Source organism: Flavobacterium sp. GSP27 (genome assembly GCF_003970395.1).
Lineage (GTDB): Bacteria > Bacteroidota > Bacteroidia > Flavobacteriales > Flavobacteriaceae > Flavobacterium.
Window position 1 is genome coordinate 15695 of record NZ_RYDP01000015.1, and the last position, 15338, is coordinate 31032.

At 33.8% G+C, this 15338-nt stretch carries 14 protein-coding genes; all 14 read left to right on the plus strand.

All coding sequences use genetic code 11. The features are described from left to right. Positions 1 to 197 precede the first annotated feature (197 nt). The 14 genes from nagB (at position 198) to EKM05_RS12380 (ending at position 15307) form a co-directional block, all read left to right on the plus strand. Entirely contained in the window at positions 198 to 2135 is a 1938-nt protein-coding gene (nagB, locus tag EKM05_RS12320) for a glucosamine-6-phosphate deaminase (RefSeq protein ID WP_126555701.1), read from the plus strand. 24 nt (positions 2136 to 2159) lie between these two features. Further along, entirely contained in the window at positions 2160 to 4187 is a 2028-nt protein-coding gene (locus EKM05_RS12325) for a beta-N-acetylhexosaminidase (protein WP_126555703.1), read from the plus strand. A gap of 186 nt (positions 4188 to 4373) precedes the next feature. Then, positions 4374 to 5993 carry an ABC-F family ATP-binding cassette domain-containing protein gene (locus EKM05_RS12330; RefSeq protein ID WP_126453416.1) on the plus strand — a complete coding sequence of 540 codons (1620 nt, stop codon included), beginning with the start codon at positions 4374 to 4376 and terminating at the stop codon, positions 5991 to 5993. A gap of 128 nt (positions 5994 to 6121) precedes the next feature. After that, positions 6122 to 6322 carry a hypothetical protein gene (locus EKM05_RS14440; protein ID WP_158615153.1) on the plus strand — a complete coding sequence of 67 codons (201 nt, stop codon included), beginning with the start codon at positions 6122 to 6124 and terminating at the stop codon, positions 6320 to 6322. Between the two features lie 484 nt (positions 6323 to 6806). Further along, positions 6807 to 7574, plus strand: a complete 768-nt coding sequence (locus EKM05_RS12335; protein WP_126555705.1) for a DUF4382 domain-containing protein — start codon at positions 6807 to 6809, stop codon at positions 7572 to 7574. 46 nt (positions 7575 to 7620) lie between these two features. Beyond that, positions 7621 to 7917: a DUF418 domain-containing protein gene (locus EKM05_RS12340; RefSeq protein WP_126555707.1), complete on the plus strand. Its 297-nt coding sequence runs from the start codon at positions 7621 to 7623 to the stop codon at positions 7915 to 7917. A gap of 81 nt (positions 7918 to 7998) precedes the next feature. Next, a complete protein-coding gene (pyrR, locus tag EKM05_RS12345; RefSeq protein ID WP_126555710.1) occupies positions 7999 to 8538 on the plus strand; it encodes a bifunctional pyr operon transcriptional regulator/uracil phosphoribosyltransferase PyrR in 540 nt (179 codons plus the stop codon). Positions 8539 to 8584: 46 nt separating this feature from the next. Next, positions 8585 to 9511 carry an aspartate carbamoyltransferase catalytic subunit gene (locus EKM05_RS12350; protein ID WP_126555712.1) on the plus strand — a complete coding sequence of 309 codons (927 nt, stop codon included), beginning with the start codon at positions 8585 to 8587 and terminating at the stop codon, positions 9509 to 9511. Between the two features lie 77 nt (positions 9512 to 9588). Continuing rightward, complete coding sequence (locus EKM05_RS12355; protein WP_126459918.1) at positions 9589 to 9921, plus strand: ribonuclease Z; 333 nt, start codon at positions 9589 to 9591, stop codon at positions 9919 to 9921. Between the two features lie 95 nt (positions 9922 to 10016). Next, the gene (locus EKM05_RS12360) at positions 10017 to 10922 is read left to right on the plus strand and encodes a ribonuclease Z (RefSeq protein WP_126459916.1); all 906 of its coding nucleotides are present in this window, start codon (positions 10017 to 10019) and stop codon (positions 10920 to 10922) included. 96 nt (positions 10923 to 11018) lie between these two features. Beyond that, positions 11019 to 11663, plus strand: coding sequence for a pyridoxamine 5'-phosphate oxidase (gene pdxH / locus EKM05_RS12365; protein WP_126555715.1), 645 nt, complete (start codon positions 11019 to 11021; stop codon positions 11661 to 11663). Positions 11664 to 11828: 165 nt separating this feature from the next. Then, the gene (locus EKM05_RS12370; protein WP_126555718.1) at positions 11829 to 12332 is read left to right on the plus strand and encodes a CAP domain-containing protein; all 504 of its coding nucleotides are present in this window, start codon (positions 11829 to 11831) and stop codon (positions 12330 to 12332) included. 413 nt (positions 12333 to 12745) lie between these two features. Next, positions 12746 to 13600, plus strand: coding sequence for a S1 RNA-binding domain-containing protein (locus EKM05_RS12375; RefSeq protein ID WP_126454843.1), 855 nt, complete (start codon positions 12746 to 12748; stop codon positions 13598 to 13600). An 876-nt stretch (positions 13601 to 14476) separates the two neighbouring features. Next, positions 14477 to 15307 carry a 1,4-dihydroxy-2-naphthoyl-CoA synthase gene (locus EKM05_RS12380; protein ID WP_126459908.1) on the plus strand — a complete coding sequence of 277 codons (831 nt, stop codon included), beginning with the start codon at positions 14477 to 14479 and terminating at the stop codon, positions 15305 to 15307. Positions 15308 to 15338: the final 31 nt, after the last annotated feature.

Consider the following 15338-nt stretch of genomic DNA (forward strand, 5'->3'; position numbering starts at 1 on the left):
TTTTTAACCTTTTTGCTAATTCTAAAACGACGGTAACTTTGAAATTGGGATTAAATGTACTTTATCTATAGAAATAGTTTAAGATTTTCATAATCTCCATTTTTTTGGATACTCGAAGCAATCTGATTTATGGTATTTTTTATTTTCCTTACTCTTTTAAAAAAACTATCTTTATAATTCAGTATGAAAAACACGATATGAAAAGTGATTTAAGAAGAAAAAAAGATATCAGTTATAAAAGTGCCGGTAAATTCGAAGAAACTAGATTTGAAAAAATTCATAATGAAATTTTCAAAAACTCAACAGAAGCCTCTGTAATTGTAGCGCAGGAAATTGCTGAATTGATTAAATCAAAAGAAAAGCAAAATAAATCTTGTGTTCTTGGTTTGGCTACTGGCTCTTCACCTATTAAAGTGTATGAAGAACTAGTTAGAATGTATAGAGAAGAAGGACTTAGTTTTAGCAATGTAGTCACTTTTAATCTGGATGAATATTATCCGATGACTAAAGAGAACAATCAGAGCTATCATTATTTTATGCATCAGCATCTTTTTAATCATATTGATATTAAACCGGAAAATATAAATATACCGGATGGAACGATAGCTATTGAAGAGCTGAATCAATACTGTATTGATTATGAAATGAATATTAAAAATGCTGGCGGACTTGATTTTCAATTATTAGGAATTGGTCGTACGGGTCACGTTGGGTTCAATGAACCAGGATCCCATATCAACTCGGGCACTCGCATAATTACTTTGGATCACATTACAAGAGTCGATGCCTCATCTGATTTTAATGGGATTGAAAATGTTCCTAAAAGAGCAATTACCATGGGAGTTTCTACGATTCTAAGATCTAAAAGAATTGTATTAATGGCCTGGGGCCAAAACAAAGCAGATATAATAAAAAGAACAATTCAAGGCGATATTAGCTCTGAAGTTCCTGCGACATTTTTGCAAAATCATGCTAATGCTACGTTCGTTTTAGATCAATTGGCAGCTTCAGAATTAACCCGTTTTAAAACACCGTGGTTAGTGGGCGAATGTATTTGGACTCAAGAGTTAAAAAGCAAAGCAATTGTTTGGCTGTGTCAAAGTACCAATCAATCTATTTTGAAATTGACCGACAGAGATTACAATAATAATGGAATGTCTGATCTTTTAGCATTAGAAGGTTCAGCTTACGACTTGAATATAAACATGTTCAATGTGTTGCAGCACACCATAACCGGATGGCCAGGAGGTAAACCTAATACTGATGATTCCCATAGACCGGAAAGGGCTAATCCTGATAAGAAAAGAGTGATTCTTTTTAGTCCGCATCCAGATGATGACGTGATTTCCATGGGAGGAACTTTTTCTAAATTAATAAAGCAAGGACATGATGTTCATGTAGTGTATCAAACTTCAGGAAACATCGCTGTTACAGATGACGAAGCCTTAAAATTTGCTGAGGTTTGTACTGATTTCATTGGAGATGCTAAAACTAAAATTGATTTTCAATCCGTTATTGATTTCCTGAGGAACAAGTCAGAAAATCAAATAGATTCTCTTGAAGTTCGGAAACTTAAAGCACTTATCAGACGCAGAGAATCGTATGCAGCCGTTCGGTACATTGGGTTAAATGAATCGAATATCCATTTTCTGGATATGCCTTTTTATGAGACGGGACTAATAAAGAAAAACCCAATCCACGCGGATGACATTGCTATTGTAAAAGCGATTATCGAAAAAATAAAACCGCATCAGGTTTTTGCCGCTGGTGATCTTGCGGATCCGCACGGAACGCATGAAGTTTGTCTTAATGCTATTTTTACTGCTATGGCAGCGTTGAAACCACAATCGTTTATGAATGATTGCTGGCTGTGGTTATATCGTGGTGCTTGGCATGAATGGGAAATTCATGAAATAGACATGGCAGTACCATTAAGTCCAGAAGAAGTAATGCTAAAAAGGCACGCAATTTTATACCATCAATCGCAAAAAGACCGCGTGATGTTTCAAGGTAATGATTCCAGAGAATTTTGGGTGCGTGCCGAAGACCGCAATAAACATACAGCAAAATTATATGATGATTTAGGACTGGCAGAATATGAAGCCATCGAAGCTTTTAAACGTTTTGACTATTAAAAACATATTGAATACCTATAAACTATGAAATACTTTTTGATCCTATTATTAGTAAGTTTTGTTTCGAATGCACAAATTACCACCGAGCAATTAAACCTGATGCCTTGGCCACAAAATATAAAGTTGACCGCTGGCACTTTTGCTTTAAGCAAAAAATTTAAAGTGAATATTACCGGGAATCCTAATCCTAGAATTTTTATAGGCGCAACCAATTTCCTGCGACGATTAGATGGCAGAACGGGATTGTTTCTCGAACAAAGTTTTTTGACAGAAGTCAACGAAAGTCCGGAAGCTGAATTGCAGATAAATTGTGTTCGCAACGGAAAAATAGAAATTAATGAAGATGAAAGTTACGAATTGAAAATTGCTTCTAATCAAATAACCATTAATGCCACAAGTGATTTAGGGGCTTTGCATGGTTTGGAGACGTTATTACAATTGCTTCAGAATAATAGTACGTCATTTTACTTTCCGGTTGTTGAAATCTCGGATTCGCCACGTTTTACCTGGAGAGGCCTGATGATTGATGCGGCAAGACATTTTCAACCGGTAGATGTTATCAAAAGAAATCTGGACGCTATGGCTTCGATGAAAATGAATGTTTTCCATTGGCATTTAGCCGATGATCAAGGTTGGAGAATTGAATTAAAAAATCATCCAAAATTGACAGAATTAGCCTCAGATGGAAATTTTTATACTCAGGAAGAGATTAAAAATATTGTAAAATATGCTGCTGAAAGAGGGATTCTGGTTATTCCTGAAATAGATGTTCCGGGACACGCATCGGCATTGCTGACCGCTTATCCAGAAATAGGAAGTAAAGTAGGCGAGGGGGAAATCACGTATGAAGTGCAAAGAAATTCAGGAATTTTTAATGCGACTTTAGATCCCACAAATCCAAAAACCTATGAACTATTAAGTTCGATTTTTGACGAAGTGTGTCCTTTATTTCCGGGAGCATATTTTCACATTGGCGGCGATGAAAATAATGGAAAAGAGTGGAATGCAAATCCTGCTATTCAGCAATTTAAAAAGGATAATAATCTGGCCAGTAATCATGATTTGCAAACTTATTTTAATATGAAGTTGATTCCAATCTTGAAAAAATACAACAAAAAATTAATGGGTTGGGAAGAAATAATGACTGAAAACATGTCTAAAGATGCCATAATTCATGCTTGGAGAGGAACTAACGAAGGGCAAGAAGCCGGTGGAGCATTGATCAAAGCTGCAAAAAACGGTTACAATACTGTGTTGTCAAATGGATATTATATTGATTTGATGCTTGGTATTGAAAGTCATTATTTGAATGATCCCATTCCAAACAAGATAATTCTTAGCCCGGAAGAAAAAGCAAGGGTTTTAGGTGGAGAAGCGGCAATGTGGAGCGAACTGGTTACGCCATTAACTATAGATTCAAGAATTTGGCCACGAACCGCAGCTATTGCAGAGCGATTATGGGCTAATGCGGAGGTGACGGATATGAACAGCTTACGCAAAAGGTTGAAAACAATCTCTTTTCGATTAGAAGAACTGGGAATTACTCACATTAGAAACAAAGAAGTGATTTTAAGAAACATCAGCAACAATCAAGATACGCGTGCATTGAATGATTTTTCAAATGTTTGTGAGCCACTTAAGAATTATAAACGTAATGGTGGCGGAAAGAAATACCGCATGCATTCTCCGTTGACCTTATTTGCGGATGCTTGTAATGCGGATGCTTCGGAAGCACTAGATTTTAATGTTGCAGTCAATGTATATTTAGCAAATAAAAGCAAGGAGAATAAAGGGATAGTGACTGACTTTTTTAAGAAGTGGATCGTCCTAAATTTCGATTTAATTGCTTTAAGTGCCAATGCGCCGCTGGTGCAACCTCTTTTGCCCTTGTCTAAAAGTTTGAGTGATGTATCCCAGCAGCTATTGCTTTTAATAGATAAAAAACAAAAAGTAAGTCAAACTGTATTGGAAGATTTATTAGAGAAATGCAATACCAGAAGTCCCGCCGATGTAGAATTAGCAGTTTACGGCAGTTTAAAAAAATTGTTGTAAACAAGAAAAGTAACATTGGCTTTATGAAGTAAGAATTTTGAAATCCTGATAATTTGTGTCAGGATTTTTTTCTGTTAATTGTTGTTCTAATCCGTAAATTAAAACCGTTAAAAATGGATTTTTTTGGAATTCAGTAAATCGTTATTTTTTTCGTATTTTTGCAAAAATTTTATAAAATAAATATTCATGTTAACAGTAAATAATTTATCAGTTCAGTTTGGCAAACGAATTTTGTTTGACGAAGTAAATACTACCTTCACTCACGGTAATATCTACGGAGTTATCGGAGCCAATGGCGCTGGAAAATCTACTTTTCTTAAAATAATCGCCGGTGAAATGGACCCAACTTCGGGACATATTCATTTGGAACCAGGAAAACGTATGTCGGTTTTAAACCAAAACCACAATATGTTTGACGAAAGCACCGTATTGGAGACCGTTATGATGGGGAATAAAACCTTGTATGCGATCAAAAAAGAAATGGATGCTTTATATTTAGATTACAATGATTCAAATGCGGACAGGATAGGCGAGTTACAAGTGCAATTTGAAGAGATGAACGGTTGGAATGCTGATTCCGACGCGGCATCGATGTTATCAAATCTAGGCATTACAGAGGAACATCATTATACTTTAATGGGAGATCTTGAGGGAAAAATTAAAGTTCGTGTCCTTTTGGCACAAGCGCTTTTTGGAAATCCGGATTTACTTATTATGGATGAGCCTACCAATGATCTGGATTTTGAAACCATTGCCTGGTTAGAGAATTTCTTGGCCAATTATGAAAATACCGTAATTGTAGTTTCTCACGACAGACACTTTTTGGATTCTGTTTGTACGCATATTTCGGATATAGATTTCAGTAAAATAAATCATTATTCCGGAAACTATACATTCTGGTATGAATCAAGTCAATTAGCAGCAAAACAACGCGCGCAACAAAACAAAAAAGCAGAAGAAAAGAAACAGGAATTAGAAGAATTTATTCGTCGTTTTAGTGCGAATGTAGCCAAATCAAAACAAGCTACTTCTCGTAAAAAAATGATTAGCAAGCTGAATATTTCCGAAATAAAACCATCAAGTCGTCGTTATCCGGCAATTATTTTTGACCAAGAGCGTGAGGCAGGAGATCAAATTTTGAATGTGCAAAATTTAAGCGCTTCTGTAGATGGAGATATTTTATTTAAAGGCGTAGATTTGAATATGGCCAAAGGCGATAAAATCGTTCTTTTCTCAAAAGATTCACGTGCCACTACCGCTTTCTACGAAATTCTAAATGGAAATCAAAAAGCGGATTCCGGAACTTATGATTGGGGAGTTACAACAAACCAAGCGTATTTACCAGGAGATAATCATTCGTTTTTCGAAAACGATTATTCTCTTGTAGATTGGTTGCGTCAATGGGTAAAAACTGAAGAGGAGCGTGATGAAGTAAATATTCGTAGTTTTCTTGGAAAAATGATTTTTTCAGGAGAAGAAGCCTTAAAAACCTGCAGAGTATTATCCGGAGGAGAAAAAGTGCGTTGCATGTTGTCTCGAATGATGATGGAACGAGCGAATGTTTTAATGCTGGATGAACCTACCAATCACTTGGATTTAGAGTCCATTACAGCTTTTAATAATTCATTAAAAAACTACAAAGGTTCTGTGATTTTCACCACTCATGATCATGAATTCTCGCAAACGGTTGCTAATAGAGTAATTGAATTAACGCCTAATGGAGCGATTGACCGTTACATGACTTTTGATGATTACCTAGATGATGAAAAAGTTCAGGAATTGAGAGCTAAAATGTATATTGTATAAAAAGTAATTTATATTTAAGATTAAAAATATCCCGCAATTGCGGGATATTTTTATTAAAAGAAGTTATTAATTGTCAATCTTAATTAAACGATCATTATTTCTTACCGAAAATCTTATTAATGATAAAAATGATAATAACGATAACGGCAACAACTATAAATATACCAACACCTACTCCAGCTTTGAATATTCCTCCTATTATTGAACAACTTGAAAATGATATTAGTACCAATGAAAGCATTAATAGTCTGGTTAATTTTTTTAGCATGATTTCTATCTTTAATTTGAAATATAAAATTACAGGTTTCAAGTATAGCGTTGTTACATAATTATTTAAGTTTATTGTGAAATTTAGAGGATAAAATCACAAAATAGTGGTTAACCACCATAATTAAACATAAAAGTAATATAATAAAACCAAAGATGATATTATATTAGAAGATGAATTTAAAGAATTATTAGGTCATAATTTCATTAATATTCTATCAAAAGAAAAACGTGTTGTAGATGAATATGGTCAAATCTTTGAAAATTTGATTAAAATCAACCAAAAAGTAACTGATGAATTATTTTACCTCTGTAGACCTCCGCCTATGATGGAAGCAATAGAAAAGCAATTAACAGTTTTACATGTCAAAAAAGACCGCATTGTAAAGGAAAAAATTTAATGCATAATAAAGTCTTATAGTACTGCTGTTTTAATGTGTGAATCCTATAACTTAATACTAAAGTTATGTAACAAATTTTTTTCACGTTGCTTTTAAATTTACTAAATATTTTAAAGTATTTTATAACTATAAAAAACAATTGAAAATGAAAAAAATGAAAATTATTCTATCTTTCTTCGTATTAGGAATTATTATGACTTCATGTAATAACAACGAAGAAATAGCTTCAAGTTATCCTTATCAAGTAAAAATGACTGACGCTCCGGGGCCATATCAAAAAGTAAATATTGATTTACTAGGTGTAGAAGTAACTGGAGATGCTGGAGAAACGGTAACGTTGAATGTTAAGAAAGGAATTTATAACCTACTTGATTTTTCTAACGGCGAAAGTACTCTTATTGCTACTGACACCTTACAAATTTCTAAAGTTGCTCAAATTAGACTTATACTTGGAACAAACAATACGGTAGTTGTTGATAATGTAACCTATCCTTTGAATACTCCAAGTGCTGAACAATCAGGACTGAAATTACAAGTACACCAAACACTTGAACAAGGAATTTTGTATAGTGTTTTACTTGATTTTGATGCGAATAAATCAATTGTGAATACAGGAAATGGTGCTTATAAATTGAAACCTGTTGTTAGAACAATTGAAGCGGCTATAAGTGGTAACATTAAAGGTAAAATTACTCCGGTAGGCAGTTTAGCTGTAGTCACTGCTGTTGATGTTCTTACGAGTTTATCTTATTCAACAAACGCAAATGCAAGCGGTGAATTTTTAGTTATAGGTCTTCCTTCAGGGACTTACAACGTAACTATGACTCCTGTTTTACCTTTATTGCCTGTAACAAAAAGTACTATCGTAGTGACCATTGGTAATACAACTGATATAGGAACAACTGCATTTTAAAAAGTATAAATAAATTTGTTACGTTAAACACTTAATTTTTTATTAATTGAGTATTTTTTTTATCATAAAGAATGCTGTTAATAACGTATTTTCTAAGTTTATTCCGTTTGGAAAAATGAGCCTTACAAATTATATATTTCAGTCAGCAATTGGCGTATTTATTTATTACCGATATGGGTTGGGACTTTTTAAATATACTGGCGCTATCTTTTGCTTATTGATAGGATTTGCATTGTTTTTTATCCAATTATATTTTTGTAAATGGTGGCTTGAAACCCACAAGCAAGGACTTTTAGAAATGATTTGGCATAAAGCCACATGGATTTCATGGGGCAAATCCTAAATGCTGCTATTTTCTCCCTTTTTAATTATAATATCATAAATTGGAATTTGTATATTTGCCAAACCAAACTACACAATTACTATGAGTCAAAAAGTATTACTTACTGCAAAAGAAGTTACTATCATATTACATCGTTTGGCTTGTCAATTAATAGAAAAACATTTAGATTTTTCAGATACAATATTAGTTGGAATCCAACCAAGAGGTGTTTTTTTGGCGGAGCGATTGAAACAAATTCTGGAAAAAGAATATCAAACTCCTGAAATTCAATTAGGTTATCTGGACATTACCTTTTTCAGAGATGATTTTAGAAGAACAGATAAGCCATTAGAAGCCAATAAAACCAAGATTAATTTTATTGTTGAAAATAAAAAAGTCATTTTCATAGATGATGTCCTGTTCACCGGACGAAGCATACGCTCAGCTTTGACTGCTATACAATCTTTTGGGCGACCTTCGGAAATTGAACTGCTGGTTTTGATAGACAGACGTTTCAGTCGCAATTTACCCATTCAACCGGATTATAGAGGCAGACAGGTAGACGCAATAAATGATGAAAAAGTAAAAGTGAGCTGGAAAGAAAATGACGGAGAAGATGGTGTGTATTTAATTACAAGTTAGATTTAAAACAAAAGCCACCTATTAAAAACTATAATCGTAAATAAAAATGAAAGAATTAAGCGTAAATCATTTATTAGGGATAAAATACATCAACAAGAATGATATTGACCTGATTTTTGAAACTGCCGATCATTTTAAAGAAGTCATTAATCGACCAATTAAGAAAGTGCCTTCGTTACGAGATATTACCATTGCCAATATTTTCTTCGAAAACAGTACCAGAACAAAACTTTCTTTTGAATTAGCACAAAAACGGTTGTCTGCAGATGTTATTAGCTTTTCGGCAGCACAATCTTCTGTCAAAAAGGGAGAAACATTAATAGATACCGTAAACAATATCCTTTCGATGAAAGTAGATATGGTGGTGATGCGGCACGCGAATCCAGGCGCTGCTTATTTCTTGTCCAAAAACGTAAAAGCCAGCATCGTCAACGCAGGAGATGGTGCACACGAACATCCTACACAAGCGTTGTTAGACAGCTATTCCATTCGAGAAAAACTAGGTGAAGTAGCCGGAAAGAAAGTGGTCATTGTAGGTGATGTTTTGCATTCCAGAGTCGCTTTGTCCAACATCTATGCGTTGCAAATGCAAGGCGCTGAGGTCAAAGTTTGCGGCCCTAAAACACTTATTCCAAGACATATTGAATCGCTTGGCGTTACTGTGGAACCTAATTTAAGAAAAGCATTAGAATGGTGTGATGTTGCCAATATGTTACGTGTGCAAAATGAACGTATGGATGTCAATTATTTTCCATCCACAAGGGAATATGCACAACTATATGGAGTTGATAAACCACTTTTGGATTCTCTTAATAAAGAAATTATAATTATGCATCCCGGACCTATTAATCGCGGTGTAGAGATTACAAGTGAAGTGGCTGATTCCCATCAATCCGTGATTTTGAACCAAGTAGAAAATGGTGTAGCAATTAGAATGGCGGTTATTTATCTTTTGGCTTCAAAAATTCAATAAATTAATTTAAAACTCTGTAAATTAGCTACTTATAAACCATACTGCTATTAAAGATGCAGTCTCTGAAATTTAATACAATGAAAGTAGATCAAAAAGGACATACGATAACGATTAGGGATACTCAGGGTGATTTTACTTCTTTTTTAATGAAGGTTACCCATCAATATAAAACATTCGAAAAACACAACATAATAATTGATCTTTTGTTGCATAACGATTTGTCAACAAATGATGTTAAATTATTTATGCCATTGTCAAAACAACATAAAAAAGCTAAAAAATCTTTTGTAATTGTCACTTCTGATTTTGATTACAATGCCATTCCTGAGAAATTAACTGTGGTGCCTTCACTATTAGAGTCTCATGATATTATTGAAATGGAGGAGATTGAAAGAGATTTAGGTTTTTAAGTTAGAACACTCGGTTACTTTTTAACCGCCAAATTTATTTAAACAAATATGAAATAACGATTAAATAGTTAACCAAATAACCGAATAAATTAAACTTGAAACTAACAATCCTCGGTTGCTATGCAGCCACTCCGCGAACCTTTACCAATCCTACTTCCCAGATTTTAGACATAAAAAACAGACTCTTTTTGATTGATTGCGGAGAAGGAACCCAAGTGCAATTGCGGAAGAATAAAATACGATTTTCTAAAATAAACCATGTTTTTATTTCCCATTTGCACGGAGACCACTTCTTTGGATTAGTGGGTTTAGTATCCACATTTACTTTGCTCAACAGAACTACGGATTTGCATATTTATGGTCCAAAGGGCATCAAAGAAATTATCAAGTTGCAATTGCGATTGTCTAATTCTTGGACCAATTACGGTTTGTTCTTTCATGAATTGGAATCGCTGGAAAGCGAAATTATTTTTGAAGACGACAAGGTTTTGGTGAAAACCATTCCATTAAAACACCGCGTGTATACTAATGGTTTTTTGTTCCAAGAAAAATTAGGAGACCGAAAACTGAATTTGGATGCCGTTCAAAATTATGAAATAGAGAGTTGCTATTACCAAAAAATAAAAAATGGGAAAGACATCGCGTTGGAAGACGGAAGAATCATAGCAAACGACAAATTGACATTTGATCCTATTCCGGCAAAGAATTATGCATTTTGCTCAGATACTGCTTACAATGAGGAGATACTTCCTATAATTGAAAATATAGATGTGTTGTACCATGAATCTACTTTCCTTCAATCGGAGGAAAATCTGGCAAAAAAAACATTACATTCTACAGCTAAAGAAGCTGCAACCATAGCTTTGAAAGCAAATGCTAAACAATTAGTTTTAGGACATTATTCCACCCGATATGAAAATATCGGATTGTTTAAAGAAGAAGCCGAAACTATTTTCCCCTCAGTACTCTTAGCAGATGATGGAAAAAGCTTTGAGTTTTAAATACAGAAATCAATTTAGAGTATAAAATAGTATTTGGATTTTTTGATAATTTTTATCAAATCATTCAACAATCAAACATTTTTAAAACAATGAAATATGAACGACTTAAGTAATTACAGAAAATCATACGAAAAGAGTGAATTATTAGAATCGAATATTCCGGAAGACCCAATAAATTTGTTTAATCGCTGGTTTCATGAAGTAGAAGATTATGGTGGCGAAAGCGAAGTAAATGCTATGACGGTTGCTACAATAGGTTTAGATGGTTTTCCCAAGTCTAGAGTTGTTTTATTGAAAAAATTTACTGAAGAAGGTTTTATTTTTTATACCAATTACAATTCAGAAAAAGGTAAGGCTATTGCTGAAAATCCTAATGTGTGCCTGTCTTTTTTTTGGCATACTATGGAGCGTCAGGTAATCATTAAAGGAATTGCAAAAAAAACATCGGAAATGACTTCTGATAGTTATTTTGAATCCAGACCTGATGGCAGTAAATTAGGCGCACTAGTTTCTAACCAAAGTGAAGTGATTCCTTCCAGAGGCTATTTAGAGGAAAACCTGAAGCAGTTAGAAAAAGATTTTGAGAGTGTTGTAATTCCGAGACCCAAACACTGGGGCGGATTTTTAGTAACTCCTTTAGAAGTAGAGTTTTGGCAAGGAAGGCCCAATCGATTACATGATAGAATTCGTTATACAAGTCAACACGATTATTCTTGGAAAATGGACAGACTCTCTCCTTAAAGTAGGAAATATACATATATAAATATCTTTATAATGTAGTTAGTCGATTATTTTTGGTAGTTTAACGATAAAAGATGTAATTTTAATTAATAATAAAAAGCATCTATTAATTATTCTTAAAGTTTTTTGTCCCACAATTTACTTTACACTTAAACTACTACTCTTATGAAGCTAAAATTACTTCGTGCGTTATTGCTCGTGACTGTAATATGCACTATGAATTCCTGTTCTTCAGACTCTTCTGATACTCAAACAGCTGATGCCGTAGCAAAGAAAGTAACTGTTTATTCATACAATTCGATCGAAATAGAAACGATGAATTTGATTAATGCTCACAGAGTTCGCAAGGGTTTAACACCTTTAGAAAAAATTAATCACATGTCTTACAAATCAGAAGAACATGATCATTATATGATTGTAAATAATGTAGTGAATCATAATGATTTTGTGGCTCGTTCCGAAAATATAATGAAAACATTAGGAGCCACATCCGTGAGCGAAAATATTGCTTATAATTACAATACACCACAAGCGGCTTTAAATGCTTGGTTAGCCAGTCCTAGTCATAAAGAAAATATAGAGGGTAATTTTACCCATTTTGGAATTGCAATAAAAGAGGATCCTGCAACGGGTAAAAAATATTACACAAATATCTTCGCAAAAATTTAAGTTGAGTGTTTTTTTATAATTAAAAGGCTGTCTTCCCCCAAAAGACGGCCTTTTATTTTTTATGAATAGCCAATTATTTTTAAAAAGGTTTAGTGCTATTTTTTTATTTACAAAAAGTCCAATGAATCTACTTTCATTGGACTTTTTGTATTTGTGTAATCTTACGGAATTTTTATTCGTTTATAAAAAAAACAACTAATTTTATTCTAAAGTAGCTCTTTCATTTTTGGTTTACGTCCACTGATGAGTAAAAGATACTAAATAGTCGGCAGTACAACTCATAATGAAACAACGGAAAGTGATGCTTCTGGAAAACCAAAAAACCTCGGATTCGGGCTTTGTTTTTTTGTGGACGGTTTCTTAATTTACTATTTTCAAACTTCGTACCTTTGCACTTTAGAAATTGAAAGAAAATGATTGAAATAGGAAAATACAATACGCTTACCATATTACGCGATACCAAAGTGGGTTTGTTTCTAGGTAATCCAGAAAAAGATCCCGAAGGAATTCACGACATTCTGTTGCCTAACAAATATGTACCAAACGAATTTGAAATAGGCGAGGAGTTGATTGTTTTTGTGTATTTAGACCACGAAGAAAGACCCGTTGCCACCACATTAGAACCGTATATATTATTGAATGAATTTGCGCTTTTGCGTGTGAATTATACCAATCAGATTGGTGCTTTTATGGATTGGGGAATGGAAAAAGATATTTTGGTTCCGTTCAAAGAGCAGGCGCGTCCTATGGAAAAAGGCAAACGCTACTTGGTTTATCTTTATATGGACGAAAAAACTAATCGTTTGGTGGCTTCCAGTAAAACCAACCAATTTCTAAAAAATGAGGAGCTAACGGTTGAAAAAGGAGAAGAAGTGGATTTGATTGTTTCGCACATTACTGAAATAGGAATTAACGTAATTATCAACGAGAAACATAAAGGTTTGTTGTACAAAGATGAAGTGTATGATGATGCAATTCGAACAGGAGACCGCATGCGCGGCTACATTAAGACGATTCGCCCTGATAATAAAATTGATGTGGCATTGCAGGTTCAGGGGTACCAAAGTATCGAGCCCAATGCAGATAAAATTCTAGATGAGTTAAGAGCCAGCAGAGGTTTTTTGCGTTTGACGGACAATTCACACCCGGAAGACATTAAAACAGTTTTGAAAATGAGCAAGAAAACCTTCAAGAAAGCCATTGGTGCTTTATACCGAGAGAAATTAATCGAAATCAAGGAAGACGGAATTTACTTAATTAAGGAGTAAAATAATACCAACACTATTTTTATGTTTTATCGTTTGCAACCATTAAAAAATTTAGGAAGTTTAGTCAAGGAGCATATTCTTACTGTAGATTAATTTCTAAATGATTTAGAAAAAATATAAAATGTTTAAACAATGTTCAATGTAAATTAAAAAAAGAAAGACTAATCGGTATGATTAGTCTTTCTCTTTTTAATATTGTTTTAGAATAATAAATTCTGACAACATTAAAATAAATTGGATGTTCAAAGTAACTTTATCCACCTCTAACACTATAGTATTCAGGATACTATTTTTAAAACAATAACGTAAGCATAAAGTACTTTAAAGAATAGTTTGTCTTTAAATGTCCAGTCAGTTGCGTAGCATTTTTGAAAATAATTTCACAATAAAGCCACTGGTTTTATATATATTGGAAGATAATTTTCTAAACAATTGTTTATTAATGTCTCACTTATGCAAGAACAAGAAAAATAGCTCTTTAGTTAACCGTGGGTGTTACTTTTATTTTTACTGCTGAAGCAAATGATTTTCTCATAAACTCGTTAATCAGGGCTTTTGAAATAGTGTTATAAGTTATTACCGTAGAAAAACGAGTGACAACATTTTTAATGATATTCAATACATTCTTTTTTTAGGTTAATAAATCAGTGAAAAATCAATAATTAAATGAGATAAATAATTCGTATTTATCTGATTAGCTGATTATAAAGTTAGAAATAATTTGGATTCCCAACTGTTAAAACGCTATTTTTTGGTCGTTTTTTAACATTACAAAGCCTTTAATGAGAGAAATATTACCATAAGCTTGTCTAAATAGAATAGATAAAATGTAAAAAATGATTTATTTTTACACTATAATAATTAAAATCAATTGTAATGGATTGGATTACTGCTAAAGAATACGAAGATATCACTTATAAGAAATGCAATGGCGTTGCCAGAATTGCTTTTAACAGGCCGGATGTGCGCAATGCATTTCGTCCAAAAACGACAGCTGAATTGTATAATGCCTTTTATGATGCGCAGGAAGATACTTCAATTGGAGTAGTTTTACTTTCTGCCGAAGGACCTTCTTCTAAGGATGGCGTATATTCTTTTTGTAGCGGAGGCGATCAAAACGCACGTGGTCATCAAGGATATGTAGGCGATGACGGACAGCATCGTTTGAACATCTTAGAAGTACAACGCTTAATCCGATTCATGCCAAAAGTAGTTATCGCCGTAGTTCCTGGATGGGCTGTAGGCGGCGGACATAGTTTACATGTGGTCTGCGATTTGACTTTGGCAAGTAAAGAACACGCTATTTTCAAACAAACTGATGCCGATGTAACCAGTTTTGATGGTGGATATGGTTCAGCTTATTTAGCTAAAATGGTGGGACAGAAAAAAGCACGTGAAATTTTCTTTTTGGGACGCAATTATTCGGCTCAGGATGCTATGGATATGGGAATGGTGAACGCTGTGATTCCTCACGCTGAATTAGAAAATACGGCTTACGAATGGGCGCAGGAAATCTTGCAAAAATCTCCAATGGCTATTAAAATGCTAAAATTTGCGATGAATCTTACGGATGATGGAATGGTGGGACAACAGGTTTTTGCCGGTGAGGCCACTAGACTTGCCTATATGACAGAAGAAGCTAAAGAAGGCAGGAATGCATTCTTGGAAAAAAGAAAGCCGAATTTTGAGAAAAAATGGTTGCCGTAATTGAGTATTCAGTTATAAGTGTTCAGTAGTC

Excerpts from the sequence above, each read along its gene's own strand:
- nagB (WP_126555701.1), top strand. The coding sequence starts at position 198 with ATGAAAAGTGATTTAAGAAGAAAAAAAGATATCAGTTATAAAAGTGCC.
- EKM05_RS12325 (WP_126555703.1), top strand. The coding sequence starts at position 2,160 with ATGAAATACTTTTTGATCCTATTATTAGTAAGTTTTGTTTCGAATGCA.
- EKM05_RS12330 (WP_126453416.1), top strand. The coding sequence starts at position 4,374 with ATGTTAACAGTAAATAATTTATCAGTTCAGTTTGGCAAACGAATTTTG.
- EKM05_RS14440 (WP_158615153.1), top strand. The coding sequence starts at position 6,122 with ATGATAATAACGATAACGGCAACAACTATAAATATACCAACACCTACT.
- EKM05_RS12335 (WP_126555705.1), top strand. The coding sequence starts at position 6,807 with ATGAAAAAAATGAAAATTATTCTATCTTTCTTCGTATTAGGAATTATT.
- pyrR (WP_126555710.1), top strand. The coding sequence starts at position 7,999 with ATGAGTCAAAAAGTATTACTTACTGCAAAAGAAGTTACTATCATATTA.
- EKM05_RS12350 (WP_126555712.1), top strand. The coding sequence starts at position 8,585 with ATGAAAGAATTAAGCGTAAATCATTTATTAGGGATAAAATACATCAAC.
- EKM05_RS12355 (WP_126459918.1), top strand. The coding sequence starts at position 9,589 with ATGAAAGTAGATCAAAAAGGACATACGATAACGATTAGGGATACTCAG.
- pdxH (WP_126555715.1), top strand. The coding sequence starts at position 11,019 with ATGAACGACTTAAGTAATTACAGAAAATCATACGAAAAGAGTGAATTA.
- EKM05_RS12370 (WP_126555718.1), top strand. The coding sequence starts at position 11,829 with ATGAAGCTAAAATTACTTCGTGCGTTATTGCTCGTGACTGTAATATGC.
- EKM05_RS12375 (WP_126454843.1), top strand. The coding sequence starts at position 12,746 with ATGATTGAAATAGGAAAATACAATACGCTTACCATATTACGCGATACC.
- EKM05_RS12380 (WP_126459908.1), top strand. The coding sequence starts at position 14,477 with ATGGATTGGATTACTGCTAAAGAATACGAAGATATCACTTATAAGAAA.